Origin of the sequence: Novosphingobium aromaticivorans DSM 12444 (assembly GCF_000013325.1) — a bacterium.
Classification (GTDB): Bacteria; Pseudomonadota; Alphaproteobacteria; order Sphingomonadales; family Sphingomonadaceae; genus Novosphingobium; species Novosphingobium aromaticivorans.
On the sequence record NC_007794.1, the window covers coordinates 1,163,391 to 1,189,693 of the forward strand.

Consider the following 26,303-nt stretch of genomic DNA (forward strand, 5'->3'; position numbering starts at 1 on the left):
CTCTTGCTGACAAGCATGTAGGCAAGAGGGACAGCCACAATGGGCAAGACGATCTTCATCACCGGCGGCGCATCGGGCATCGGCCGGGCGGTGGCGCAGCGATTCGGGCAGGGCGGATGGTTCGTCGGCATCGCCGACATCGATGAGGGCGGCATGATGCAGACCGCCGCGATGCTGCCGTCGGGCCGCTCGTCTCGCCACAAACTCGACGTGCGCGACCGTTCGGCATGGGACGCCGCGCTGGCCGATTGTGCCCGGGCCGGGGGTGGACGGATCGATGTCGTGTTCAACAACGCAGGGATTCCGATAGGCGGCGCTATCGCAGACCTTGCGGTCGAGGAGATCGAGCGGACGCTCGACATCAACCTCAAGGGCGTGATCTTCGGCGCGCAGGCGGCCTATCCCTGGCTAAGGGCGAGCGCACCCGGATCGGTTCTGCTCAACACCGCGAGTGCCGCGGGCATCTATGGCTCGCCCGGCGCATCGGTCTATTCGGCCACGAAGTTCGGGGTACGTGCGATCACCGAATCGCTGGATGGGGAATGGGCGGAAGACGGCATCCGCGTGCGCGACCTCATGCCAGGCTTCATCGAGACGCCGCTGCTCGATCATGCGCCCAACCGCGCCTCGAACGAGGACATCCGCTCGCGCGTTCGCGGCGCGGGGCTCGAGATCACGCCGGTCAGCGAAGTGGCCGAAGCAGCGTGGGCCGCAGTGCATGGCGAGCGGTTGCACACGCTGGTCGGCAAGACTGCGCGGCGGCTTGCATTCGCCTCCCGGTGGATGCCCGGCGCGCTCCGCAAACAGATGCGTTCGGCCGAGCGTCCCTTGGGCAAATAGCCCTAGAGAAAGCTTTCCATCGCGCGCGCCATGTCGGCGTCGCGCGCGGAAAGACCGTCCGCGTCGTGGGTGGTCAGCGTAACTTCGACGCGGTTGTAGACGTTGAACCATTCGGGATGGTGATCGGTCTTTTCCGCATGAAGCGCGACGCGGTTCATGAAGCCCCATGCTTGGGAGAAGTCCGCGAAGCGGAACGTGCGGACGATGGCCAGGCCGTCTTCCCGCAGGGCCCACTCGGGCAATTCGGCCAGAAGCGCGTCGCGCTCTGCGTCGGTCAGGCGGGCTACGGTCATTGCATGTCCTTTTCGTCGGCGTCCTTGGCAGGGCCTGCGCTTTCCCCTATCGCGTCGCGCCATGCAAGAGTGCGGTCTCGTCGCCACGGATATTGCCTGCCGGCGCGGGGATCGCATTCTGTTCCGCGCGCTGTCGCTGGACGTGAAGGCGGGCGAGATCGTGCACCTTGCCGGCGCCAACGGCATCGGCAAGTCGAGCTTGATCCGCATCCTTGCCGGATTGCTGCGTCCCTTTGCCGGAACTGTCGAGCGGCGGGGCGCGATTGCGCTTTCGGACGAACGGCTGGCGCTCGACGGTCACCTTCCGCTCGAGGATGCGCTGCGCTTCTGGGATCGGATCGACCGGGCGGGCAGGCCCGAAGCGGAGTTCGGGCTCGACGATCTGCTGGACGTTCCGGTCCGCTATCTCTCCACCGGGCAGCGCAAGCGCGCGGCGCTTGCGCGGGTTGCCGCCAGCGGGGCGCCTTTGTGGTTGCTGGACGAGCCGCTGAACGGCCTTGACGTGCATTGGAGCGAGCGGGCGCAGGAGGCGATCGAGGCCCATTGCGCGCGCGGCGGGGCAGTGGTCATCGCATCGCATCAGCCGCTCGCGCTCGAGCGCGTGCGGACGCTTGCAATCCGGAACTTTCAGCCATGATCGCGCGGCTGTGGCCTATCTTCACCCGCGACCTTGCCCTGCTTACGCGGGGGGCGCAGGGGCGGGGCGGGGCGGTTCTGCCGCTGCTGTTCTTCCTTGCCGTAGCCATGCTGTTTCCCTTCGCGGTCGGCCCGGATGCGCGCCTGCTGGCTCGAACCGGGGCGGGCGTGATCTGGGTTGCGGCGCTGCTGGCGGCGATCCTTCCGCTGGACCGTCTGGTCGAGCCCGACCTTGAAGCCGGGATGTTCGACCAGTGGGCCCTGCGCGGCATTTCCGAAGAGGCGCTGCTGCTGGTGCGCATCCTTGCCCACTGGCTCAGCTTCGGCGTGCCGCTGATGGTCGCCGCGCCACTTTCCGCAGGGTTGCTGTCGCTCGACGCCGGGCAATTGCGCACGGTCGAGATCGGGCTGCTGCTCGGAACGCCGGGGCTGGCGGCGATCGGCGTGACCATTGCCGCGTTGACGGCGGGCATGCGCGCGGGTGCGGCGCTAGGCGGGTTGCTTGCGATTCCGCTGGCCGTGCCGCTCCTGATCTTCGGCGCCGGGTCGCTTCAGCCGGGCGGAGAGGGCGGTTTGGCGCTGCTGGCGGCGTGTAGCCTGGTGGCGCTCGCCGTCGCGCCCTTCGCCGGCGGTGCGGCGATTCGGGCAGGCAGGGAGTAGGACTTCGCGGCATTGAAGCGCAAATTCGTTGGCATTCGCGCAAACTGCTCTTAACTCAGGCGCCATGATGGCTCCTGCGATTGCTCCCGATACCATTTCCCTCATCGGCAACACGCCTCTCGTCCGGCTCAAGGGGCCGAGCGAGGAGACCGGTTGCGAGATCTACGGCAAGTGCGAATTCACCAACCCCGGCGCTTCGGTGAAGGATCGCGCGGCCCTGTGGATCGTCCGCGACGCCGAAGAGCGCGGCATTCTCAAGCCCGGCGGCACCATTGTCGAGGGCACGGCGGGTAACACCGGGATCGGCCTGGCACTCGTCGCCAATGCGCGCGGCTACAAGTCGGTCATCGTCATGCCCGAGACGCAATCGCGCGAGAAGATGGACACCTTGCGGGCACTGCGTTCGGAGCTGGTGCTGGTTCCGGCCGCCCCCTTCTCGAACCCCGGCCACTTCGTGCACACTTCGCGCCGCATTGCCGAGGAGACCGAAGGCGCGGTCTGGGCGAACCAGTTCGACAACATCGCCAACCGCCGAGCGCACATCGAAAGCACCGCGCCCGAAATCTGGGAGCAGATGGAGCATCGCATCGATGGCTTCACCTGCGCTGCGGGTACGGGTGGCACCATCGCGGGCGTGGGCATGGGCCTCAAGGCCTTCGACGAGAACATCACCATTGCCCTCACCGATCCGCATGGCGCCGCGCTGTACAATTACTATGCCCACGGCGAACTGAAGGCGGAAGGCTCTTCGGTTGCCGAGGGGATCGGTCAGGGGCGCATCACGGCGAACCTCGACGGTGCGCCCATCGACACCCAGTTCCGCATTTCGGACGAGGAAGGTCTGCACTGGGTCGAACGCCTGCTGGCCGAGGAAGGCCTCTGTCTTGGCCTGTCGAGCGGCATCAACGTGGCGGGCGCGGTTGCGCTGGCAAGGCAACTGGGCAAGGGCAGCCGCGTGGCGACGATCCTGTGCGACACGGGCTTCCGCTATCTCTCCTCGCTCTACAATCCGGAATGGCTCAAGACCAAGGGCCTGCGAGTGTTCCCTTGGCTGGAGCAATGAGGTAGAAGGCGCGCATGGCCTTCTTCGCCAGATCGCAGTCCAGGCCCGTTGCGGCGACCGGCGTCGAGCCGGCCACGCAGACGAGCCCGCTTGCCTATGTCCCGCCCTCCACCCGTGAACTGCGCGCGCAGGCTGTGCACCGGCTTCAGGTCGGCATGTTCGGGCTTGCCGGAATGCTGCTGCTGGTCAGCCTTGCCAACGTCATCATGGACAGGGCGAAGTACGTGGATGCGACGGCGGTGAACACGGCCGCGCCCGCGGTCACGGCCAGCGAAACGACCGCCAACGATCCACTGGTCGACATGGGCGTCGCACCCGAGCTTCCGGTGGCCTCGAAAGACAAGCCGGCCGCCCGGCCGGTACCGGCGCGCAACCCCGGCGAAGCGCCAAGCCCCTGACGATGCCGAGGCGCTATCGTGGCCTTGCGATGGCTCTCGTCGCACTGGCCCTCCTGCTCGGCGCATGGCTGCTGGCCGGGCGCGGCCTCGGCAGGGATGCTGACGCGGATCAGCCTCTGGGCTTGTTCACGAGCCTGCCCATCCTGTGGACGGAGCAGGCCGACATTCGCGGAATGCTTTCCGAACAGGCCGCGCCGCATTGGGCGCGGGCGGTGATCGAGCGGCACGGGAGAGTGCGGGCGCTCGACACACTGATCGACATTCGCGGGCTGGACCGTCTGGTCATCGCGCAGCCGCGACCGCTGTCGCCCGAGGAGAACGTCGCGCTCGACGATTGGGTGCGCAAGGGGGGGCGGTTGCTCCTGTTGGCGGACCCGATGTTGACGCAGGAAAGCGCGTTTTCACTGGGCGACAGGCGGCGACCGCAGGATGTCGTGCTGCTTTCGCCCATCCTGGGGCGCTGGGGCCTTGAATTGCGCTTCGATGATGCGCAGCCCGCCGGAGAGCGGGAAAGTGCGGGCGAGGCCATTCCGGTGAACCTGCCGGGCGAAATCGCGCTGCGCAAGGGTGGTCTGGATTCGCGCTGCGCAATTGGTCCGGACGGGCTCGTGGCGCGCTGCACGGTCGGAAAGGGGCACGTGACCGTCGTCGCCGACGCCGCCGTGCTCGAGCCGGAAGATGCGGCGGGGCGCAAGGCGGCCGCGTTGGAAGCGCTGCTCGGCGAAGCTCTGGCGCATTAAGCCGCCGAACTACGGGAAAATACGGGAAAGAGCCGTGCTCGTTGTCGGGGCGGGTTGAAGAGTCGCGGAAATTCGCGGCTTTTTTGGTGCGCTCTACTTTGGCGTCTTGGTTAACACTGCGCCAACCTGAGAAAAAAATGCTGCGGATTCATGCTGAGTCCGGATTTTCCCGCATTTTCCCCTTTTCGCCCGTGCCATCCCGCGTTAGTAATGTCGTTCATCGGGACGAACTCCAGTCGCATCCGCGGGGGATGAGTCGGCCGGGCGCGAAGGCGCCGGGTCGGGGGGGTGGAGCTTTTGTCCTCGAGCGGGGTGTCCAGGTGGCGGGAGGGCCGGTAAATTTCGTGGGACAGGGCTTTTCGCCGCGGGGCGAAAAAGGCCGCTTCGTCCTGCCTGCCGACTTCCGCTCCGATGTCTTCGCTGCGTCCGACAACCAGCGCGTCCTCTGTCTCGACAAGCATCCTCGCCTGCCTTGCCTTGTCGGCTTCGGCCTCTCGCGCCTTGCGGATTTCGCGGCCGAGATCGACCGCGAGGAAGAGAAGAAGCTGCGCCTCGGCATCGATTTCGACCGCGACATGGCCGAGGCTCAGGTATACGGCTTTCACCGCGCCAGCTTCGATGACAGCGGCCGTTTCGTCCTGCCCGATCACCTCGCGGAACTCGGCAAGGTGGAGGACGGCCTCTATTTCCATGGCGGTGGCCGCCAGATCACCATCTGGAACCCGGGCATCCTGTTCGAACAGGGCGCTGGTTGGGAAAGCGCCCAGGCCGGTTGCCGCGCGAAGATCGCCGAAGCCGCGAAGGGGAAGCGCAAGTGAGCGCCGAAACCGGCTCCCGTGCCCCGCACATACCCGTTCTCCTCGAAGAGGTCGTGGCTGCACTCGACCCCAAGCCGGGTGACCTGATCGTCGATGCGACCTTCGGGGCCGGCGGCTATACGCGTCGGCTCCTTGATGCAGGCGCCACCGTCCACGCCTTCGACCGGGACCCCGATGCCATCGCGGCTGGGAAGCTCTGGGGAGAAACCTGTGGAAAAGAGCCGCGCCTGGTTCTGCATCCTCGTCGTTTTTCCGAGATCGCGGAAGGACTTGCAGAGGCCGGAATTGCTGGAGTCCAGGGGGTGGTCTTCGACATCGGGGTCAGCTCGATGCAGCTCGATCAGGCCGCGCGCGGATTTGCGTTTTCGTCCGACGGTCCCTTAGACATGCGAATGTCGCAGGAAGGGCCGAGTGCGGCGGACTTCCTGAACGAAGCGGACGAGGGGGAGATCGCGGACGTCCTCTATCGCTACGGCGAAGAACGCCAATCGCGTCGGATTGCCCGCGCCATCGTTGCTGCCCGTCCGCTGACCACGACCGCCCAGTTCGCTGCCGTCGTCCGCAAGGCTCTTGGCTACCGGCCCGACATCAAGGGTCCCAAGGCGCCCAAGGATCCTGCCACCCGCAGTTTCCAGGCCGTGCGCATCCACGTAAACGGTGAGCTCGATGAGCTGGTGCAGGGGCTCGCTGCCGCAGAGAAGGTGCTTGTGCCCGGCGGCCGGATCGCCGTGGTCAGCTTTCACAGCCTCGAGGACCGGATCGTGAAGCAGTTCCTGCGCGAGGGCGCGGGTGCCGTTCCCGCCGGTTCGCGTCACCTGCCGCAGCTTGAAAGCAAGGTTCAGGCCGTGTTCGAGAAGCCTTCGGGTGCGATCAGGCCGACGCCGGAGGAAGAGGCCCGCAATCCTCGCGCCCGCTCCGCGACCCTGCGTTGTGCCGTGCGCACTGCCGCGCCGGCGCGCGCTCATCAGGGGAGGGCCGCGGCATGATCGCTTCGGCCAATCGCCTTCGTTCGGTAGGCTGGCTCGTCCTGCTGGGCCTCTGTCTGGCGCTGGTTCTGGTTCTCGCGTTCAAGGTCAACGCGCTGCGCAGCCAGATCCATCACGCCGAGCAGCGCATCGTCGCGTTGAAGCAGGAACGGCTCTACCTCGAAACCGAGTTCGAGACGCGCTCCAACCAGCAGCAGCTCAAGGTCTGGAACGATGTCGAGTTCGGCTATGCCGCGCCTGGTGCCAGCCAGTACCTTGAAGGCGAGCGTCAGCTTGCCGAACTGAGCATGCCCGCCACGCCCGACGCGCCTGCCCCGATCCGTGTCGCCAGCGTCGACGACAGCGTGATTGCCTCGGCGGCCTTCCCGGCGATGGTCTCGCCGCTTTCCGGCAAGGCTCTGGCGAGCAACGACCGCGCCTCGCAAAACGAGGATGCGGACCGGCCGTCCCTCTCCGACGCGGATCGTTCGGACGCCGTCGAAACCTTGAAGGACCGCCTTGGCAAGGTCGTCGATGCGCGGCCCAAGGGACCGGTCCGGCAGGAAACGGCCTCCGAGAAGGAGCGTCCGAAGAAGGATTCCGCCAAGAGCGCGGCCAAGGCATCCGCTTCGGAGAAGCCTGACGCAAAATCGGCGGCCGATCGCAAGCCGAAGCTTGCGGCCAAGGCGGCTTCGACCGCACCAAAGGCCAAGGCCGATTCCGCGAAAGCAAGGCCTGTCCAGAAGGCAAAGGCCGAAAAGGCCCCTGCGCCAAAGGCAAAGGCGACGTCAGTTGCGGATAAGTCGCCCGCGAAGAAGGACAAGTCGGCCCTGGGGTCTCGCCCCGCGGCGAGGAAGGAGGCTAAGGCAGCCCGGTGAATGCGCTCACCGCCTCCGCCGCCATCGCATCGGGCCGGGTTCGCCTGGCCAACGTCCGCCAGCGTTCGCTGGTCGAGGCCAAGGTACGCGTGCTTGTCGTCGCGTTCCTGTTCCTGTTCGCGGGAGTGGCCGCACTGGTCCGCATCCTGCAACTCGGGCTGTTCGAGGATGCGCCCGAGCGCCGCTCGCTTGCCGAGGCCCTGCTGCCCCCGCGCGGCGAGATCACCGACCGCAACGGCGTTCCGCTTGCCCGCGCTTTTCCAGCCTATGCCCTGTGGTACAATCCCAAGGCCTTCGGAGAGAACGGCTCGCCTTTGGTGAAGTCGCCCGAGGAAGTGGCCAAGGCGCTGCTCGCGATCTTCCCTGACGCTGATTACAACGACCTCCTCAAGCGGCTGAAGTCTGACAAGCCGAGCTATCTGCGCCAGCGCGTGATGCCCGAAGATGCCAACCGCATCTTTGCATTGGGTGAGCCTGCTCTGGAATTCCCGCGCGAGAACCAGCGCTACTATCCGCAAGGTTCATTGGGCGCGCACGTCCTCGGCTACGTTGATACCGAAGGTCACGGTCATGTCGGCATGGAGCAGGTGCTGGAGAAGCAGCTGCTTGACCCGGCACAGCGCGGCAGGCCGGTGGCGCTTTCGATCGACATGCGGGCGCAAGGGGCGCTTGAGGACGAGCTCGGCCGCGGCATGCTCGAAACCGAGGCCAAGGGCGCGGCGGGCGTGATCCTCGATGTCGATACAGGCGAGGTGGTTGCGCTGGCATCGCTGCCGTCGTTCAACCCGAACCGTTCGGATCAGGCGCTCAACAACCTCGTTTTCAACAAGGTGACCAACCAGGTCTATGAACTAGGCTCCACGTTCAAGCCGCTGAGCATTGCCGCCGCCATTGATGCGGGAGTGGTGACCGACCTTTCGGTGCGCTATCCGTCGGACAAGCCGCTGGCGATCGGCGGTTTCCACATTCGCGACAGCCACAGCTTCGGCGCATCGCTCAACGTGCCCGAAGCGCTGATCCACTCCTCGAATATCGTCACCGCGCAAGTGGCCGACAAACTTGGCGGACCGGCGCTCAAGAAGACGATGGCCGCGCTCGGCATGAACGAGCGGCCCTATATCGAGCTGCCCGCACGCGGCTTCCCGCTCTGGCCGCGCGGCACAAACAAGAACGGCGACTGGGCCCGCATCACGACGATGACGGTGAGCTATGGTCATGGCATCGCGGTCACGCCGCTGCACCTCGCTGCCGCCTATGCCGCGCTGGTGAATGGCGGCATCTGGCGTCCGGCCACGCTGTTCAAGCGCGATCCTTCGCAGATCCCCGAAGGCCGCCGCGTCTACAAGGCCTCGACCAGCGCGCGCATGCGCCAGCTCCTGCGCATGATCGTGGTCGATGGCACCGGCAAGAGCGCCAATGCCGTCGGTTTTCGCGTCGGCGGCAAGACCGGTTCCGCTGAAAAGCCGGGCGGGAAAGGCGGATACAACCGGACCTCGCTGATCGCCACCTTCGCCGCCGCCTTCCCGATGGACAAGCCGCGCTATGTGGTGATCGCCATGCTCGACGAACCCAAGGGCACGGCCGCGACTTCCTACCAGCGCACGGCGGCTTGGAACGCGGCGCCCATCGTCGGACGCGTCGTGCCCCGCATCGGCCCGCTGCTCGGCGTCGTGCCCGACGACAGTCGCGACATCGACATTTCCGATCTTTCGCCCCTCGTCGGCAACGGAGAAGGCGAATGAAGCTCGGCGCGATCCTCGATGCGGCAGGCTATCCGGTGGCTGCGGCCGATGCCAACGTCACCGGCTTTGCCATCGATCATCGCAAGGTCGCCCCCGGCACCGTTTTCGGCGCGTTCCCCGGCACGCGCTTCAACGGCGAGGACTTCATCGCGGACGCAGTGAAGGCAGGCGCGGTCGCTGTCGTCGCCCGACCCGAGGCTGTAGTGGAAGGCGCTGTCCACGTCGCCGATGCCGAGCCGCGCCGGGCGTTCGCCGCGCTCGCCGCGCAGTTCTTCCAGCCGGTGCCGGAAACGGTCGTTGCCGTGACAGGAACCAACGGCAAGACTTCCACTGTCGAGATGACGCGGCAGATCTGGCGCATGGCTGGTCGTTCCGCGGCCTCGATCGGAACGCTTGGCGTCACGACTGCGGACGAAAGCGTTTCCACCGGGCTGACCACGCCCGACATCGTCACGTTCCTGTCGAACATGACCGGCCTTGCCCGCGAAGGGGTGACGCACGTCGCCTACGAAGCGTCGAGCCACGGCCTCTCGCAATTTCGCAACGAAGGCCTGCGCGTGATCGCAGGGGCATTCACAAATCTCAGCCGCGACCATCTCGATTACCACCCGACGATGGAAGACTACTTCGCGGCCAAGATGCGCCTGTTCGACCACGTCGTCGACGACGGTGGGGTGGCCGTCGTCTGGATGGACGATGAATGGTCGGGACGGGCAGTGGAGCACGTCCGCCGACGGGGTCTGCGGCTGCTCTCGGTGGGCGAGCAGGGGGAGACGATCCGCCTGCTCGCCCGTACCCCCACCCAACTCGGTCAGGTGCTCGAAGTCGCGTTCGACGGTGCGCGGCGCAAGATCAGCCTGCCGCTGATCGGGGCCTATCAGGCCGCCAATGCGCTCGTTTCCGCGGGCCTCGCCATCGCTTCCGGCATCGACGCGGGGCAGGTCTTCGACGCGCTCGCCCGGTTGCAGCCGGTGCGAGGAAGGCTGGAGCGCGCTGCGATCAATCGCGCCGGAGCGCCGGTCTATGTCGATTACGCGCATACGCCCGACGCCATCGAGGCGGCCATCGCCGCGCTTCGCCCACACGTGAAGGGACGGCTGATCACCGTATTCGGTGCCGGGGGCGACCGCGACGAGGGCAAGCGTCCCGAGATGGGCCGCGCGGCCTGCGCGGGTTCGGACCTTGTGATTGTCACGGACGACAATCCGCGCGGCGAGGACCCGGCTGCGATCAGGGCCGCGATCATGGCGGGCTGCGCCGACAACGCGCGCGAGATCGGGGATCGGCGCAGCGCGATTGCGGCGGCAATTGCCGAGGCCGGGCGCGACGATATCGTCCTTGTCGCGGGGAAGGGGCACGAACAGGGGCAGATCATCGGCAGGGGCGATGCCATGCGCGTCCTGCCGTTCGACGACGTGCAGGTCGCAAGGGAGTGCACGACATGACAGCCCATCCCGCCCTCATCGCCTGGCCCGAGGACCCGTCCGATGCGGCGGGTCTCGCACTTTGGACGAGCGAGGAAATCGCTGCTGCGACCGGCGGGCGGGCAAGCGCGCCCTTTGCCGTCTCGGGCGTCGAGATCGACAGCCGCGAGGTCGTCGAGGGAGATCTTTTCTTCGCGCTGAAGGGCGAAAATTCCGACGGGCATCGCTACCTTGAAGGCGCCTTCGGTCGAGGTGCGGCAGGCGCTGTCGTGGAGCATGCCTGTTTCGGGCCGCACGTCCTTGTCTCGAACACTTCAACCGCGCTTGAGGATCTTGGAAAAGCCGCGCGAAATCGGGTGGATGCGGGCATTATCGGAGTCACCGGCTCAGCAGGAAAGACCGGCGTCAAGGAAGCCCTCTATGCCGCGCTGGACCGTGCGAGCCGGGGGCGCGCGCACCGTTCCGTCAAGAGCTACAACAATCACGTGGGCGTTCCGCTGAGCCTTGCCCGGATGCCTGCGCGTACAAGCTTCGGCGTGTTCGAGATGGGCATGAACCACGCGGGCGAACTGGCGGCACTGACCCGCTTGGTGCGGCCGCACGTCGCCATCGTCACGACCATCGCCCCGGCGCACATCGGCCACTTCGCCGGCGAGGAAGCCATTGCCGATGCCAAGGCCGAGATCTTCGAAGGGCTGGAGCCCGGCGGTGTCGCGATCATCCCGGCGGACAACCGCCATTTCGAGCACCTTCGCGCCAAGGCCACGCTGCACGCCGAGCGCGTCATAAGCTTCGGCGTCGCCAAGGACGCGACGGTGCGGCTGCTCGATGCCGTGCCCGCACCGGGTGGCGGCACCCTCGTCACGGCTGACCTGGGCGGACGCAAGGTCTGCTACACGATCGCGCAACCGGGCGAACACTGGGTGGCCAATTCGCTGGCGGTCATGGCTGCGGTCGAGGCGATCGGCGGCGATCTGGGCGCGGCCGGTCTTGCGCTGGCGGAAATGGAAGGCCTTGCCGGACGCGGCGCGCGCCATGCCATTCCGGCGCATGGCGGCGACGGATCGGGCAGCGCGCTCCTGATCGACGAAAGCTACAACGCCAATCCCGCGTCGATGGCGGTGACGTTGCGTCAGCTTGGCCAGACGCCGGCCGCGCGCCGCGTCGCCATTCTCGGGGCCATGCGCGAGCTTGGCGCCGACGAGGCGCGCTACCACGCGGAGCTTGCCGGCCCGGTCGCGGAAGGCAAAGTCGACAGACTGATCCTGGTGGGCGGCGAAATGACCGCGCTGGCCGACGCATTGGGGAAAAGCGGCTCGGCCGCGCTTGCCGGTGCAATTGATGTGGCGCATGTGCAAACGGCGGCGGAAGCGGCGGAATGCCTGGCTGCAGATGGCGTGCGCGGGGGTGACGCCATCCTCGTCAAGGGGTCGAATTCGGTCGGGCTGGGTGCGCTGGTGCGCTCGCTCACCGGCAAGGAACGTTGAATGCTCTACCTGCTGGCGCAATGGCTGCACTTTGAGGGGTTCAGCAACCTCATCCGATACCAGACGTTCCGCGCCGGCGCGACGCTGCTGACCGCGCTGGTGATCGGCCTGATCATCGGGCCCCGGTTCATCAACATGCTCCGCGTCCGCCAGGGCAAGGGCCAGCCGATCCGCGAGGACGGCCCGCAGTCGCACCTCGCCAAGCGTGGCACGCCGACCATGGGCGGCCTGATGATCGTCACGGCGCTCACGCTGTCGCTGCTCCTGTGGATGGACGTCACCAGCAGGCTCGTCTGGGCCTGCGCCGTCGTCACGCTCGGCTTTGGGCTGATCGGCTTCCTCGACGACTACGACAAGGTGACGAAGTACGCGCACAAGGGCGTGCCCGCCAAGGTGCGGCTGGCCGGGGAATTCGTCGTTGCAGCCTTTGCCGCGTGGCTCGCGGTGGGCGAGACGAACCTCTACGTGCCGGTGTTCAGCAACCTCTACGTCCCGCTCGGGCCGTTCTACTATCTCTTCGCGATCTTCGTGATCGTGGGTGCCGGCAATGCCGTGAACCTTACCGACGGCCTCGACGGGCTTGCCATCATGCCCGTCATCATCGCGGCCGGCACCTTTGCGATCATTGCCTATCTCGCGGGCCGCTATGACTTCGCGACGTATCTCGGCATCCCGCATGTGAAGGGCGCGGGCGAACTTGCGATCTTCTGCGCGGCGATGATGGGGGCGGGGCTGGCCTTCCTCTGGTTCAACGCGCCACCGGCGGCGGTGTTCATGGGCGATACCGGCAGTCTTGCGCTGGGCGGCGCGTTGGGCGTGATCGCGGTCGCCGCGCACCACGAGATCGTGCTGGCCATTGTCGGCGGGCTGTTCGTGATGGAGGCGGTCTCGGTGATCGTCCAGGTCGCGGTCTACAAGCGCACTGGCAAGCGGGTGTTCCGCATGGCGCCGATCCACCACCACTTCGAGCAGCTCGGCTGGAAGGAATCGACCGTCGTCATCCGCTTCTGGATCGTGTCGATCGTGCTCGCGCTGATCGGCCTTGCGACGCTGAAGGTTCGATGATCGTCTCGCGCGCCTTTGCCGGAAAGCGTTACGCGGTTCTCGGTCTCGCGCGCTCGGGCCTTGCCAGCGTCGAAAGCCTGCTGGCCGGCGGCGCTGACGTCACCGTCTGGGACAACCGCGAGGAACCGCGCAGCGCATTCGAAGGGAGCTGCACCATCGCCGACCCGCTGTCCATCGACCTGACAGGCTTTGCGGGTGTCGTGGTTTCCCCGGGCGTGCCGCTCAACCGCCACCCCATCGCCGACCATGCGCGCGCCGCTGGCGTTCCGGTGATCGGTGACATCGAGTTGTTCGCCCAGGCGCGCGCCGACCTTCCGCCACATCGCGTGGTCGGGATCACGGGCACCAACGGCAAGTCGACGACAACGATGCTGGTCCACCACATCTGCGCCGCCGCTGGCCTTCCCGCGCGGCTCGGCGGCAATATCGGCCTGCCGATCCTCGGGCAGGAGCCCTTGCCCGAAGGCGGGGTCTACGTGCTCGAGCTGTCGAGCTACCAGATCGACCTGACCCAGAGCCTGGCCTGCGACGTAGCCGCGCTGATCAACCTCAGCCCCGATCACCTTGACCGTTATGACGGCTTTGCCGGCTATGCCGCATCGAAGGCGCGCCTCTTCGCGATGCAGCGGGCCGACCAGCACGCGGTCTTCGGCTGCGGCGACGAGCACACCCTCGAGATCGCGCGCGAGGCGTCGGCAACCCACGACACGGGCTTTGTCCACGTCGTTCAGCCGAGTGCGCTTCACGGCCAGCTCGAATGGCCTTCGCTGCAAGGTCCGCACAACCTCCAGAACGCCGCCATCGCGGTAGAGATCGCGCGGCAGCTTGGCATTGCCGAGGATATCTGGCGTTCAGCGCTGGCCAGCTTCGTCGGCTTGCCGCACCGAATGGAGCGCGTGGCCGAGGCCAACGGCGTTCTCTTCGTGAACGACAGCAAGGCGACTAACCCGGCTTCCACCGCCCCTGCGCTCGGCGCCTATCCGCGCATCCACTGGATACTCGGCGGTCTGCCCAAGAGCGACAACCTCGACGAGTGCGCGCCCTATTTCGATCACGTCGTTGCGGCCTATACCATCGGCGAGGCCGGGCCGCGCTTTGCCGAGATCCTCGAACCCGTGATGCCCGTCACCCGCAGCGAGATGCTGTGCGATGCGGTGCGCCAGGCTATGGAGGCCGCGCAGCCGGGCGATGTCGTCATGCTGTCGCCCGCCTGCGCCAGCTTCGACCAGTTCCGCGATTTCGAGGCGCGTGGCGATTCCTTTCGGCAGATCGTCGAGGCGCTGATCGAGGATCGGGAAGCGCCCTGTCCGGACGGAACGCCGACGTGAGCACCACGCCAACCCCGACGCGCCTTGTCACCACCACCATGCCCGACGGCGGCGTGAAGGTTGTCGGCCACGGTTCGCGGTTCCGGCGCAGCAGGCGCAGTGAACTCCTTATCTGGTGGCGCGAGATCGATCGCGTCCTGCTGGGACTTATCCTTTTCCTCGTGGCGATCGGCTGCATCGCCGTTGCCGCGGCAAGCCCCGCCAGCGCGCATCGCCTCTCCACCAGCCAGAAGGCGCTGGGCGACCTCTACTTCTTCTGGATCCACCTGCGCTGGGTGGTGGTCGGCATGGTCGCGATGTTCTTCGCCTCGGTCCTGCCCAAGGAAGCGGCCAGACGCGCCGCGATCCTGCTGGCGGCGGCGATGCTCGTCGCGCTGGTTCTCGTGCCGCTCGTCGGCAGCGAGGTGAAGGGGGCCAAGCGCTGGCTGTGGATCGGCTTCAGCCTCCAGCCTTCGGAGTTCCTCAAGCCGGGATTTGCGATCGCCATCGCGTGGATTTTGTCCTGGCGCGTGCGCGATCCCAACATTCCGGTCATTCCGATCACGATCGCCATCATGGGCCTCGTCGGCATCCTGCTGATGGCGCAGCCTGACTTCGGGTCGACGGTTCTGTTCGGCGGCGTCTGGTTCGTGCTGGTGCTCTTGTCGGGGCTTTCGGTGAACCGCATCCTGTGGTCGATGGGCGGGGGCGTGGCGGCCGTTGTCGCGGCCTATCTGTTCTACCCGAACGCAACCCATCGCATCGACAACTTCATTTCCGGCGGCAGCGAGTTCGACCAGGTCGACCTTGCCATGCGCACGCTTCTCAACGGCGGGTGGAGCGGTACCGGCCTCTGGCTGGGCAGCCGCAAGAACGCGCTGCCCGAGGCGCATACCGACTATATCTTTTCGGTGATCGGTGAGGAATTCGGGCTGATCGCCTGCGCGGTGGTCGTTGCCATCTATTGCATGATCGCGCTGCGCGTGCTGATGCGCCTGCTGGATGAAGAAGACCTGTTCACGATCCTTGCGGCGACCGGGCTGACGGCGCAGCTTGTCGGGCAGGCCTTCATCAACATCCTCGTCAACCTGCAACTCTTTCCCTCGAAAGGCATGACCTTGCCGCTGATCAGCTACGGCGGATCGTCGACCATCGCGCTGCTCATGGGCGTCGGCTTCCTGCTCGCGATCACCCGCCGCAATCCCTATCTGTCGAGAGAGAAGTTCGCGGTCACGGATCTGGTGCGCAAATGACGACAGTGTCCCGACACTATGTGCTGGCTGCCGGCGGCACCGGCGGACACCTGATCCCCGCTTTCGCGTTGGCCGTGGAACTGGACCGTCGCGGCCATCACGTTGCGCTGGTCACGGACGAACGCGGCGCGAAGATTCCCGGAAAGCCCGATTTCCTGCCTGCGCACGTGCTTCCCGCCGGGCGCCTCGGCAAGAACCCGGTCGCGCTGTTCAAGGGCCTGCGCGCGATCTGGCAAGGCCGCGCCATGGCGCTGCGTCTGTTCGAAAGCTTCGAGCCTTCGTGCGTGATCGGCTTTGGCGGTTATCCGGCGCTTCCCGCCCTGCTCGCGGCTCATGCGGCCAGGATCCCGACCGTCATCCACGAACAGAACGCGGTGCTGGGCCGCGTGAACCGCCTGCTGGCCAAGCGGGTCGACGCCATCGCGACCGCCTATGGCGAGGTCGACCGGCTCGACCCGAAGCTGTGGGGCAAGGTTCACCGCGTGGGCAATCCCGTGCGCCCGGATGTGCTGGCGCTACGCGGAGAACCGTTCCCCGAATTTACCGAGGACAGCCTGTTCCGCGTCCTCGTGACCGGCGGGAGCCAGGGCGCATCGATCCTCTCGGAAGTCGTGCCCGATGGTCTCGCGATGTTGCCCCCCGCCTTGCGCCACCGCCTGCAGGTGACCCAGCAGTGCCGGCCTGAGGACCTCGAGGTCGTTCGCGCCCGCTATGCCGCGCACGAAATCCCCGCTGAACTTGGCACCTATTTCGAGGACATGCAGGCCCGGCTCGCGGGCACGCACCTGTTCATCGGGCGGGCAGGGGCCTCGACCATCGCCGAACTGACCGCCGTCGGCCGTCCGGCGATCCTCGTTCCCCTGCCGATCGCGACCGACGATCATCAGGCCGCCAACACGCGCGAAGTCGTTGCCGCCGGGGGCGCCCGCGCGATCCGGCAGTCCGGCTTCACCCCCAAGGAACTTGCAAAGCAGATCCAGGCCATGGCCCAGCACCCGCACACCCTTGCCAATGCCGCGCATGCCGCGTGGAACTGCGGCCTGCCCAATGCCGTCAAGGACCTCGCTGACCTCGTCGAAAGCTTCGGCGCCAGCCCGATCATGGACGTGATCCGCCTCGATTCCACCGTCTCGGCCGCATCCGGGCAGGAGCAACTGGCATGAAGGGCGTCGGCACCGAGATCGGCACGATCCATTTCGTCGGCATCGGCGGCATCGGCATGTCAGGCATTGCCGAGGTCATGCACAACATGGGCTATTCGGTGCAGGGTTCGGACATGGCGGAAAGCTATGTCGTCGAAGGCCTGCGCTCGCGCGGGATCAAGGTGATGATCGGCCAGAAGGCCGAGAACGTCGCCGGCGTTGCCGTCGTCGTCACCTCGACCGCGGTCAAGCGCGACAATCCGGAAGTCGTCGCCGCGCTCGAGAACCGCATTCCCGTCGTCCGCCGCGCCGAAATGCTTGCCGAGCTAATGCGGCTGAAAAGCACGGTCGCGGTTGCCGGTACCCACGGCAAGACCACCACGACTTCGATGGTCGCCTGTCTTCTTGACGCCGGGGGGATCGATCCCACCGTCATCAATGGCGGCATCATCAATTCCTATGGCTCGAACGCGCGCCTGGGCGACAGCGACTGGATGGTGGTGGAGGCCGACGAAAGCGACGGTTCCTTCCTGCGCCTCGACGGCACGCTTGCGGTCGTCACCAACATCGATCCCGAGCATCTCGATCACTATGGCAGCTTCGAGCGAGTGAAGTCTGCCTTCGTCGAGTTCATCGAGAACGTGCCTTTCTATGGCGCGGCGATGCTCTGCATCGACCATCCGGAAGTCCAGGCGATCATCCCCAAGGTGCGCGACCGCCGTGTCGTGACCTATGGCTTCTCCGCCCAGGCCGACGTGCGCGGCGAGGGCGTGACCCCGATCCCGGGCGGCAACCGCTTCACCGCCGTGCTGCGCCAGCGCGATGGCTCGTTCCGCCGCATCGAAGGCATCGAACTGCCGATGCCGGGCCGCCATAACGTTCAGAACGCGCTCGCCGCTGTTGCCGTGGCGGTGGAAATGGGCGTCTCGGACGAACTCATTCGCGGCGGCTTTGCCAAGTTCGGCGGGGTCAAGCGCCGCTTCACCAAGGTCGGTGAAGTCGACATTGGCTCTGGAGCAGTCACGATAATCGACGACTACGGCCACCATCCGGTCGAAATCCGCGCCGTTCTGGCCGCCGCACGCGAGGGCGTGCAGGGCCGCGTCATCGCCGTTGTTCAGCCGCACCGCTTCACCCGCCTGCGCGACCACATGGACGAGTTCCAGGGCGCCTTCAACGATGCTGACGTGGTCTATGCCGCGCCCGTCTATCCGGCCGGCGAGCAGCCCATCGAAGGCGTGGACAGCGCGGCCATGGTCGAAGGCATCAAGGCGCGGGGCCACCGCAGCGCGCACCTGACCACGGGTGCGGATGAGCTGGCGAAGGAGCTTGCCGCCACAGTGCAGGCGGGCGACATGGTCGTGTGCCTCGGCGCAGGTGACATCACCAAGTGGGCAGCAGGTCTTGCCGACGCGATCGCGCGCGAAAGGGCTGGGGCGTGAGCAATTCGGTCCCTTCCAGCGTGAGGGGAAAACTGACCCCAGATGCCCCGCTCGCTCCGCTGGTCTGGTTCAAGTCCGGTGGCACCGCCGATTGGCTGTTCGAACCACGGGACGTGGCCGACCTCCAGGATTTTCTCGCGGGCCTTGCCCCGGAAGTGCCGGTCATGGCGCTGGGCCTCGGCTCCAATCTGATCGTGCGCGATGGTGGTGTGCCGGGCGTGGTGATCCGCCTCGGCAAGGCCTTCGCCAAGGTCGCGAAGGTCGACGAGGTCACGCTCGATTGCGGCGGCGGCGCGAGCGGCATTCTCGTTTCCTCGACCGCGCGCGACAACGGCATCGCCGGTCTCGAATTTCTCCGTTCGATTCCCGGCACGGTCGGCGGCTTCGTACGCATGAACGGCGGCGCCTATGGCCGCGAGGTCAAGGACGTGCTTGTCGATTGCGACGTCGTGATCCGCTCGGGCGAGATCGTCACCCTGCCGCTGTCCGAACTCGGCTATACCTACCGTCATTCCAACCTGACCGACGGTTCGATCGTCGTCGCAGCCCGCTTTCGCGGGCATCCCGGCAATCCGGAAGCGATCCAGGCCGAGATGGACCGCATCAGCGCCGCGCGCGAGGCTTCGCAGCCGCTGCGTTCCAAGACCGGCGGCTCAACCTTCAAGAACCCCGATGGCGGCAAGGCCTGGGAACTGGTCGACAAGGCCGGCTGCCGCGGCCTCCAGATCGGCGGCGCGCAGGTCAGCGAAAAGCACACCAATTTCCTCATCAACACCGGCACTGCCACCAGCGCCGAGATCGAAGGCCTGGGCGAGGAAGTCCGCCGCCGCGTGAAGGCGAGTTCAGGCGTGGACCTCGAATGGGAAATCAAGAGGATAGGCCGGCCATGACGGTGCCCGCCCATCGACTCGAGCCGAACGGAGAATGCTGAGAGTGTCCCTGCCCAAACTTCACGTTGCAGTCCTCATGGGTGGCTGGTCCAGCGAACGCCCCGTGTCGCTCATGTCCGGCGAGGGCGTGGCCAAGGCTCTTGAATCGAAGGGGCACCAAGTCACGCGCATCGACATGGACCGCGACGTCGCACTGCGCCTGGCCGAGGCGAAGCCTGACGTCGTGTTCAATGCCCTGCACGGCACCCCGGGCGAGGATGGTTCGATCCAGGGCCTGATGGACATCATGGGCCTGACCTATACCCACTCCGGCCTGGTCACCTCGGTCATCGCGATCGATAAGGAACTGACCAAGCAGGCGCTGGTGCCACATGGCATCCCGATGCCCGGCGGGCGCATGGTCAAGACGGCTGACCTCTACAAGGCCGATCCGCTGCCGCGCCCCTATGTGCTGAAGCCCGTCAACGAAGGGTCATCGGTCGGGGTCGCGATCGTCACTGCCGAGGGCAATTACGGCAGCCCGATCAGCGCGGCGAGCAAGGGCCCGTGGCAGGAATTCGACCAGCTCCTCGCCGAACCCTTCATCCGCGGGCGCGAGCTGACGACCGCCGTGATCGGCGACCGCGCGCTTCTGGTCACCGAACTTCGTCCGAAGTCCGGCTTCTACGACTTCGACGCCAAGTACACCGAGGGCATGACCGACCACATCTGTCCCGCCGAGATTCCCGACGAGATCACCGAGGCGTGCAAGGACATTGCGCTGCGGGCCCACAGGTTGCTCGGCTGCAAGGGGACCAGTCGTTCCGACTTCCGCTGGGATGACGAGCAGGGCGTCGAGGGACTGTTCCTGCTGGAAGTGAACACCCAGCCGGGCATGACGCCGCTCAGCCTCGTGCCGGAACAGGCGCGGGCGCTCGGCATGGATTATTCCGATCTGGTGGAGGCGATCATCGCCGAAGCCCTGAAGGACGCAGGAAAGGCCTGAACCCATGGCGCAGACGATCAAGCGTGGCGGAAAGGGCGTGCGGCGCGCGACCGCAGCGCGTTCGGCGCAGCGCAAGGTCCAGACCGCGCGCCAGCAGACCGGGTCCGTGCTCGACAGTGTCCTGCGCTGGCTGCCGTTCTCGGAAGAGACGCTTCACCGCATCCTCATGACGCTGATCCTGGCCGCCGCGGCCGGTCTCGTCTGGACTGTGGCGGTCATGGCGGGCATTCCGGCGCTCGTTTCCGAACAGGCGGCGATCATCGCATCGGACGCCGGTTTCAAGGTCAGCCACCTCGAAGTGCGCGGCGTCAACCGCATGAACGAGGCGAAGATCTACGAACGCATCCTCGGCCAGAACGACCGCGCGATGACCACGCTCGATCTTGCGGCGCTGCGCGACGAGCTGAACCAGCTTCCCTGGGTCAAGGATGCCCGCGTCTCGCGCAAGCTGCCCGATACGCTGGTGATCGACATCGTTGAGCGCACGCCCCACGCCGTGCTGCGCAAGCCCGACCGAATGGTCCTGATCGATGATACGGGCGTCGAACTCGAATCGGTCCGCGCCGACCGCGCAAAAGGCATGCTGGTGCTTTCGGGCATGGGCGTGGGCCAGCGGGTGGAGGATCTCACCCGCCTGCTCGATGCCGCGCCCGCGCTCAAACCCCAGGTTTCCGAGGCCGAGTGGGTGGGCAACCGCCGCTGGAACCTGACCTTCAAGACCGGCCAGGTCCTCGCCCTGCCCGAAGGTGACGAGACCGCCGCCAGCGCACTTCTCAGCTTTGCCCGCATGGATGGCGTCAACCGCCTCCTCGGCGGCAAGGTCGCCGCGTTCGACATGCGCGCGCCCGATCGCATCTACATGCGAGTCCCCGGTCATGCCGACGAGGTCGCCGCTGAAAAGCGCGCCGAAGAGCAGGCGAGGGCAGAGGCCAAGCGCGCCGCCTCCGCCAAGAGCGACGAGGGATAAGGCGGGGATGGCAACGCCTCGCATTTCCAAGATTTTCGCCGCCGTCAACATCGGCTCGTTTCGTGTGTCCGCGATGATCGCAGGTCTTTCCGAAACCGGCGAGATGGTCGTCCTCGGTTCGGGCCACCGCGCGGCACAAGGCATCAAGCGCGGCTACGTGACCGACATGCAGGCCGCTACCCATTCGGTGCGCGATGCGATCGAGCGCGCAGAGAAGATGGCGAACATCGGCATCCAGAAGGTCTGGATCGGCTGCTCGGGGGCGGGGCTCGCCAGCACGACCGCGCGGGTCGAGGTCGATGTCGGCGGGCGCCGGATCGAACAGGACGACATCGAGCATCTGCTGGTCGCGGGGCGCGAGGTGATCCAGCCCGATGGCCGGACGGTGCTCCATGCCCAGCCAGCGCACTACACGCTCGACGGGGCGCACGGGGTGCCCAATCCCAAGGGCCTTCATGCCGAACGGCTCGCGGTCGACATCCACGTCATGCTCGCCGATGGCGCGCCGGTCCGCAACATCCGCGAGGCGGTGGAAAACGCCCACCTCGAAGTCGAGGCGGTTGTCGGCTCGCCGGTTGCGGCTGGCCACGCCTGCCTGACGCCGGAAGAGCGCGAACTGGGCGTCGCACTGGTCGAATTCGGTGCGGAAGTGACCACCGTTTCGGTCTATGCGGCGGGCATGCTGCTGGGAATGCAGGTGATCCAGTACGGTTCGGGCGACATTACCGATGCCATCGCCTCGGCTTTCGGCATCCGCCGCTACCAGGCGGAACGCCTCAAATGTATGTCGGGTTCGGCCATCGCCAGCCCGGCGGATCACCGCGAGATGATCCCGGTGAACGCGCCCGGCGATCCGGAGGGCGGGCCTGTCGCTCGTCACGCCGACGACAAGAACCGCATTCCCCGTGCCGAACTGATCTCGGTCATCACCCAGCAGCTCGGTTTCTTCACTGAAGAAGTGTCCCGTTCGCTCAAGAGCATGGGCTTTGTCGGGCAGACCGGCCAGCAGGTCGTGCTGACTGGTGGCGGTGCGCAGCTTCCGGGGCTGGCTGACTATGCGCAGTCTGCGCTTGGCCGTCCGGTCCGTATCGGATCTCCGCCGACCATGCTCGGCTTGCCGCCGGGGCATGCGACGCCAAGTTCCTCGACTCTGGTGGGACTCGTGCTGTTTGCGGCGGCCGATCCGGTCGACATTCGCGCGATCGGTCCGGCCTTCGCGCCTACCGGTTCATACAAGGGGATGAAGCTGGTGAGTCGGCTGGTGCGCGCGGTGCGCGACTATTTCTGACGGAGTTATCCACCGCTCCGCCTCCAAAATGGCCGAATTGCGGCTCCGTATCGTGTTCCAACCTGTGGAAAAGGTTAAACCGCCTTTGATTCGTAACTCCGCCTTGTGCCACAGGTTAATGTGAACTTTTCCAATCTCGCCAAAGGCCGTTCGGCAGCCAAAGGCGAAGCACTGACCCGCTTGGGAGACCGACAATGAGCATCAACATCGGACCGCCGGCCATCGACGAGCTTCGGCCCCGGATCACGGTGATCGGGGTTGGTGGCGCAGGTGGCAATGCCATCGCGAACATGATCAAGGCCCGGATCGAGGGTGTCGACTTCATCGTCGTCAACACCGACGCGCAGGCCCTGAACAATTCCATCGCGGAACATCGCATCCAGCTCGGCCCGGACATCACCCAGGGCCTCGGCGCAGGCGCTCGTCCCGAAGTCGGCCGCGCCGCTGCGGAAGAGACCATCGAGGAACTGGAGCGCGCGCTCGACGGCGTCCACATGGTATTCATCGCCGCCGGCATGGGCGGCGGCACCGGCACCGGCGCAGCGCCGGTCATCGCCGAGGCAGCCCGTCGCAAGGGCGTGCTGACTGTCGGCGTGGTGACCAAGCCGTTCCTGTTCGAAGGCACGCGCCGCATGCGCGCTGCGGAATCGGGCATCGAGGAACTGCAGAAGCACGTCGATACGCTCATCGTCATTCCGAACCAGAACCTGTTTCTGGTGGCCAAGGCGGAAACGACCTTCAAGGAAGCCTTCCAGCTCGCCGACGAGGTTCTCCAGCAGGGTGTCCGCTCGATCACCGACCTCATGGTCATGCCGGGCCTCATCAACCTCGACTTCGCCGACGTCCGTTCGGTCATGGGCGAGATGGGCAAGGCGATGATGGGCACCGGCGAGGGCGAAGGCGCGAACCGCGCGCTCGAAGCCGCGGAGCGCGCGATTGCCAATCCGCTCCTCGATGGCGTGTCGATGCAGGGCGCGAAGGGCGTCATCATCTCGATCATCGGCGGCGACGACATGAAGCTGCTCGAAGTCGACGAGGCCGCGAATCACATCCGCGAGCTGGTCGATCCCAACGCGAACATCATCTGGGGTTCGGCCTTCAATCCGGACCTCGATGGCAAGATTCGCGTGTCGGTCGTCGCCACGGGCATCGAGCAAAGCCAGGAGCAGGCGGAAATCGCTTCGCGCCCGGTCTCCATTCCCGGCACGTCGCGCGGGCCTGCCGTTCCCTCCGCGCCGCCCGCAGCGCCCGTTGCTGCCCCGGCTCCCGCGCCTGAACCTGTCCAGCAAGCCTGGACCCCGGCCGCCGAGCAGGTCCAGCCCGCCCCAGCCGCAACGCCCGCGGCCGAGCCTGAACCGCTCGACCTCACGCTCGACCTGTCCGAAGTGCAGGAAGCGCCTGCCCGTCCCGAGGCCGAGGAACTGCTGCTCGGCGGCATGGAAGAACCAGTGCAGCAGCCGGAATTTGCTCCCGAACCGGCACCGGAACCGGCTATGCCGCGTCTCGGCCGCGCGCCGGAAGCGGCGCCGGCAAAGCCTGCCGGGGGCAGCACCCTGTTCGAACGCATGGCGAACCTTTCGCGTGGCAGCCGTGCCAGCGAAGAGGACGATGGCGATGAGGGCGGGGCGCTGAACATCCCACGCTTCCTTGGTCGTCAGAACAACCAGTAAGCCTAAAGGAGCGGCGGCGTGTTGCCGCCGCTTCATCTTCACGTTGGTATGAGCGCGGCTGGATGACGAATCGTTTCACCTTCGCGCAAGGGATCAGGTTTTCGATCGGGCTCCTGCTGGGGGCATCGGCGCCTGCGGCGCTGGCTCAGGCCGATGACGATCCCGATGGCGGCGGCATGGTCTCGCGCCCGGTCGTCCAGTCCACGGCACCCAGCGCAAGCCGCGAACTCAACGCGGCCCTTGCCCGGCTGGCAGCCGATCCGCGCAACGTGCCCGCCCTGTTCGATGCGGCAGAGGCCGCGCTTCGCCTTGGCGACAGCGATGCGGCAATCGGCTTCGTCACCCGCGCCAATGAAGTGCAGCCCAACAACCCGAGGGCAGGCGTGGTCATGGGGCGCGCCTACCTGGTGGGCGAGGACCCGGTCAGCGCCATCCGGGCGTTTGACGAGGCCGAGCGTGCAGGAGGCGATACCTTCGCGATGGCTTCCGACCGTGGCCTTGCCTACGATCTTGTCGGCGACAACGCCCGGGCGCAGCGCTGGTACCAGGTCGCGCTCAGCCGGGGAGCGGACGACGAAGTCACCCGCCGTTATGCGCTGAGCCTCGCTATTTCCGGAGATCGCCGTGCTGCCGAAGCCCTGCTCGCGCCCCTGATCCAGCGGCAGGATCGTCCTACCTGGCGCACCCGCACGTTCGTCATGGCCGTGACCGGTGGCCCGGACGAAGCGGTGGCCATTGCCTATGCGACGATGCCGCAGGAACTTGCCGCAGGCATCGCGCCCTATCTGCGCTACATGCCGCGCCTTACCACCGCGCAACAGGCCGCCGCCGCCAACCTTGGCCGTTTCCCGCGTGCCGCGGATATCGGCCGCGATGACCCGCGCATCGTCCAGTACGCCGCCCTCAATCCGCGTGCGCCCCGCACCGCCGAGGCGGGCCTCATCCCGTCGGGCGCGCCGCTCGGTCCCGGCGTTGCAGCTTCGACAGACAAGGCGAGCCGCGAGAGGCGTCGGCGGCCGGGCAGGGACGACAAGAAACTGGCGGCAGCCACTCCGGTCGCCAAGCCGGTCAGCGTGACGGTCACGCCCATTTCACCGCAACCGGCTGCGGCACTTCCGCCGGCCGCTGCTCGTCCGGCGGCACCGTCCTCGCCGCAGGTGGCGTCCGCCGCTGCTGCATCGGTTCCGCAGCCCGCGTCGGCGGCGCCCAGGCCGACGGTCCTCTCCGCTCTCGATCTTCCGCCGGGTGCCCCGAGACCCGCCGTGCCGCCCATCCGTGCAACAACGCCCGCAACGGTTTCGCGTCCGAGCGCGACGCCGCCGGTGCCCGCCCGTGAAGTGGCGGCGCGGCCCGTCCCGGCAACAACCGTCGCCCCGCCTGCCGCTTCTTCCGCACCGGTCTCCGCGTCGCCCGTTCCGGCCTCCGCCGTTGCCAGGCCAGGAAGCTTCGATCTGGCTCGGGTAGGCGGTTCGGCCCAGGTTGCGGCAGCAGCCCCGGTTCAGGCGGCTGCACCCGTTCCTCCGGCTTCCTCCGCCTCCAACGCTTCGGCATCGCTCGCGCCGGTCGCGCTGCCGCCATCGCAGCCGGCGCAGGTCGCTGCGGCAACTGTCCCGCCTCCTGCTGCTCCCGCGCCCGTTGCCGCTGCGGCAGCACCGCAGCGTCCGGCCGACTTTGCGAGCCTGTTCAAGAGCTTCACTCCGCCAGCGGAAGAGCGCACCGCCGATCGTCCGGCCGTGGACATCACACGCCTTCCACCCAAGCCAGCGCCGAAGCCGGTTAAGCCCGACACGCGCGGCGAACGGCCCGATGGCCCGATCGATGTGTCCCGCACGTCCGCGAAGGATGCCGAAAAACCCTCGCCGAAGGACCTCAAGGCGGGCTTGAAAGACACCAAGACCGCCCCGAAGGACACCAAGACGGGCGCGAAGGATGCCAAGGCAGCCGCAAAGGACGCCAAGGCAAAGAAGGCGGAGCCTTCTCACCCCAGCCGCATCTGGGTCCAGGTGCTTACCGGGGCAAACAAGGACGTGATGGACAACGAGTGGCGCCGTATCGTTAAGGAGGCACCCGAGGTCCTGCGCGGTCGCAAGCCTTTCCTGTCGCCCTGGCGCAACAATTTCCGCTTGCTCACCGGTCCCTTCGAGAGCGAAGCGGCGGCGCAGGAATTCATTGGAAAACTTCGTAAAAGTGGCGTTTCCAGCTATCAGTGGACGAGCCCGGCGGGCCAGCCGGTCGATACTCTCGCGCTGAAGTAGGCAACCTTTTCGGGCGTCGGCTGTTCACCCCTTGTCCACAGCTTACCCACAAGCTTGTCGAGTTTTGCCCAACCGCCTGTTAAGCCAAGATTGTC

At 66.6% G+C, this 26,303-nt stretch carries 24 protein-coding genes; 23 read left to right on the top strand and 1 reads right to left on the bottom strand.

The features are described from left to right. Positions 1–39: 39 nt before the first annotated feature. Complete coding sequence (locus SARO_RS05570; protein WP_011444776.1) at positions 40–840, top strand: SDR family oxidoreductase; 801 nt, start codon at positions 40–42, stop codon at positions 838–840. Between the two features lie 2 nt (positions 841–842). On the opposite strand, the gene SARO_RS05575 is transcribed toward SARO_RS05570, so the two are convergent. Further along, the gene (locus tag SARO_RS05575; protein WP_011444777.1) at positions 843–1,133 is read right to left on the bottom strand and encodes a 4a-hydroxytetrahydrobiopterin dehydratase; all 291 of its coding nucleotides are present in this window, start codon (positions 1,131–1,133) and stop codon (positions 843–845) included. Between the two features lie 61 nt (positions 1,134–1,194). On the opposite strand from SARO_RS05575, the gene ccmA reads away from it, so the two are divergent. The 22 genes from ccmA (at position 1,195) to SARO_RS05685 (ending at position 26,208) form a co-directional block, all read left to right on the top strand. Then, positions 1,195–1,770 (top strand): heme ABC exporter ATP-binding protein CcmA, encoded by a 576-nt coding sequence (gene ccmA, locus SARO_RS05580; protein WP_011444778.1) that lies wholly within the window; start codon positions 1,195–1,197, stop codon positions 1,768–1,770. Continuing rightward, a complete protein-coding gene (ccmB, locus tag SARO_RS05585) occupies positions 1,767–2,429 on the top strand; it encodes a heme exporter protein CcmB (protein WP_011444779.1) in 663 nt (220 codons plus the stop codon). The genes ccmA and ccmB overlap by 4 nt, the downstream gene beginning before the upstream one ends. 64 nt (positions 2,430–2,493) lie before the next feature. Beyond that, positions 2,494–3,492 carry a cysteine synthase A gene (locus tag SARO_RS05590; protein WP_011444780.1) on the top strand — a complete coding sequence of 333 codons (999 nt, stop codon included), beginning with the start codon at positions 2,494–2,496 and terminating at the stop codon, positions 3,490–3,492. A gap of 14 nt (positions 3,493–3,506) precedes the next feature. Beyond that, positions 3,507–3,890: a hypothetical protein gene (locus tag SARO_RS05595; protein WP_011444781.1), complete on the top strand. Its 384-nt coding sequence runs from the start codon at positions 3,507–3,509 to the stop codon at positions 3,888–3,890. 2 nt (positions 3,891–3,892) lie between these two features. Continuing rightward, a complete protein-coding gene (locus SARO_RS05600; RefSeq protein WP_011444782.1) occupies positions 3,893–4,630 on the top strand; it encodes a DUF4350 domain-containing protein in 738 nt (245 codons plus the stop codon). Positions 4,631–4,974: 344 nt separating this feature from the next. Next, entirely contained in the window at positions 4,975–5,448 is a 474-nt protein-coding gene (locus tag SARO_RS05605) for a division/cell wall cluster transcriptional repressor MraZ (RefSeq protein ID WP_176929299.1), read from the top strand. Beyond that, positions 5,445–6,434: a 16S rRNA (cytosine(1402)-N(4))-methyltransferase RsmH gene (rsmH, locus tag SARO_RS05610; RefSeq protein WP_011444784.1), complete on the top strand. Its 990-nt coding sequence runs from the start codon at positions 5,445–5,447 to the stop codon at positions 6,432–6,434. Before SARO_RS05605 ends, rsmH begins: the two co-directional genes overlap by 4 nt. Then, positions 6,431–7,291 carry a hypothetical protein gene (locus SARO_RS21315; protein WP_011444785.1) on the top strand — a complete coding sequence of 287 codons (861 nt, stop codon included), beginning with the start codon at positions 6,431–6,433 and terminating at the stop codon, positions 7,289–7,291. Before rsmH ends, SARO_RS21315 begins: the two co-directional genes overlap by 4 nt. Beyond that, complete coding sequence (locus tag SARO_RS05620; RefSeq protein ID WP_011444786.1) at positions 7,288–9,033, top strand: peptidoglycan D,D-transpeptidase FtsI family protein; 1,746 nt, start codon at positions 7,288–7,290, stop codon at positions 9,031–9,033. Before SARO_RS21315 ends, SARO_RS05620 begins: the two co-directional genes overlap by 4 nt. Beyond that, positions 9,030–10,478 carry a UDP-N-acetylmuramoyl-L-alanyl-D-glutamate--2,6-diaminopimelate ligase gene (locus tag SARO_RS05625; protein WP_011444787.1) on the top strand — a complete coding sequence of 483 codons (1,449 nt, stop codon included), beginning with the start codon at positions 9,030–9,032 and terminating at the stop codon, positions 10,476–10,478. Before SARO_RS05620 ends, SARO_RS05625 begins: the two co-directional genes overlap by 4 nt. Beyond that, positions 10,475–11,944 (top strand): UDP-N-acetylmuramoyl-tripeptide--D-alanyl-D-alanine ligase, encoded by a 1,470-nt coding sequence (gene murF / locus SARO_RS05630; RefSeq protein ID WP_011444788.1) that lies wholly within the window; start codon positions 10,475–10,477, stop codon positions 11,942–11,944. Before SARO_RS05625 ends, murF begins: the two co-directional genes overlap by 4 nt. Further along, positions 11,945–13,009: a phospho-N-acetylmuramoyl-pentapeptide-transferase gene (mraY, locus tag SARO_RS05635; protein WP_011444789.1), complete on the top strand. Its 1,065-nt coding sequence runs from the start codon at positions 11,945–11,947 to the stop codon at positions 13,007–13,009. After that, positions 13,006–14,337: a UDP-N-acetylmuramoyl-L-alanine--D-glutamate ligase gene (murD, locus tag SARO_RS05640; protein WP_011444790.1), complete on the top strand. Its 1,332-nt coding sequence runs from the start codon at positions 13,006–13,008 to the stop codon at positions 14,335–14,337. The genes mraY and murD overlap by 4 nt, the downstream gene beginning before the upstream one ends. 38 nt (positions 14,338–14,375) lie before the next feature. Next, complete coding sequence (locus SARO_RS05645) at positions 14,376–15,569, top strand: FtsW/RodA/SpoVE family cell cycle protein (protein WP_011444791.1); 1,194 nt, start codon at positions 14,376–14,378, stop codon at positions 15,567–15,569. After that, the gene (gene murG / locus SARO_RS05650) at positions 15,566–16,732 is read left to right on the top strand and encodes an undecaprenyldiphospho-muramoylpentapeptide beta-N-acetylglucosaminyltransferase (RefSeq protein WP_011444792.1); all 1,167 of its coding nucleotides are present in this window, start codon (positions 15,566–15,568) and stop codon (positions 16,730–16,732) included. Before SARO_RS05645 ends, murG begins: the two co-directional genes overlap by 4 nt. After that, entirely contained in the window at positions 16,729–18,153 is a 1,425-nt protein-coding gene (gene murC / locus SARO_RS05655; RefSeq protein ID WP_011444793.1) for a UDP-N-acetylmuramate--L-alanine ligase, read from the top strand. Before murG ends, murC begins: the two co-directional genes overlap by 4 nt. Next, entirely contained in the window at positions 18,150–19,043 is an 894-nt protein-coding gene (gene murB, locus SARO_RS05660; RefSeq protein WP_011444794.1) for a UDP-N-acetylmuramate dehydrogenase, read from the top strand. Before murC ends, murB begins: the two co-directional genes overlap by 4 nt. A 43-nt stretch (positions 19,044–19,086) precedes the next feature. Further along, positions 19,087–20,028 carry a D-alanine--D-alanine ligase gene (locus SARO_RS05665; protein WP_011444795.1) on the top strand — a complete coding sequence of 314 codons (942 nt, stop codon included), beginning with the start codon at positions 19,087–19,089 and terminating at the stop codon, positions 20,026–20,028. 4 nt (positions 20,029–20,032) lie between these two features. Then, complete coding sequence (locus SARO_RS05670) at positions 20,033–20,995, top strand: cell division protein FtsQ/DivIB (RefSeq protein WP_011444796.1); 963 nt, start codon at positions 20,033–20,035, stop codon at positions 20,993–20,995. A gap of 7 nt (positions 20,996–21,002) precedes the next feature. Next, complete coding sequence (ftsA, locus tag SARO_RS05675; protein WP_011444797.1) at positions 21,003–22,283, top strand: cell division protein FtsA; 1,281 nt, start codon at positions 21,003–21,005, stop codon at positions 22,281–22,283. A gap of 194 nt (positions 22,284–22,477) precedes the next feature. Next, positions 22,478–23,953: a cell division protein FtsZ gene (ftsZ, locus tag SARO_RS05680; RefSeq protein WP_011444798.1), complete on the top strand. Its 1,476-nt coding sequence runs from the start codon at positions 22,478–22,480 to the stop codon at positions 23,951–23,953. A 62-nt stretch (positions 23,954–24,015) separates the two neighbouring features. Next, positions 24,016–26,208: an SPOR domain-containing protein gene (locus tag SARO_RS05685; RefSeq protein ID WP_011444799.1), complete on the top strand. Its 2,193-nt coding sequence runs from the start codon at positions 24,016–24,018 to the stop codon at positions 26,206–26,208. The last annotated feature ends 95 nt before the right edge of the window (positions 26,209–26,303 follow it).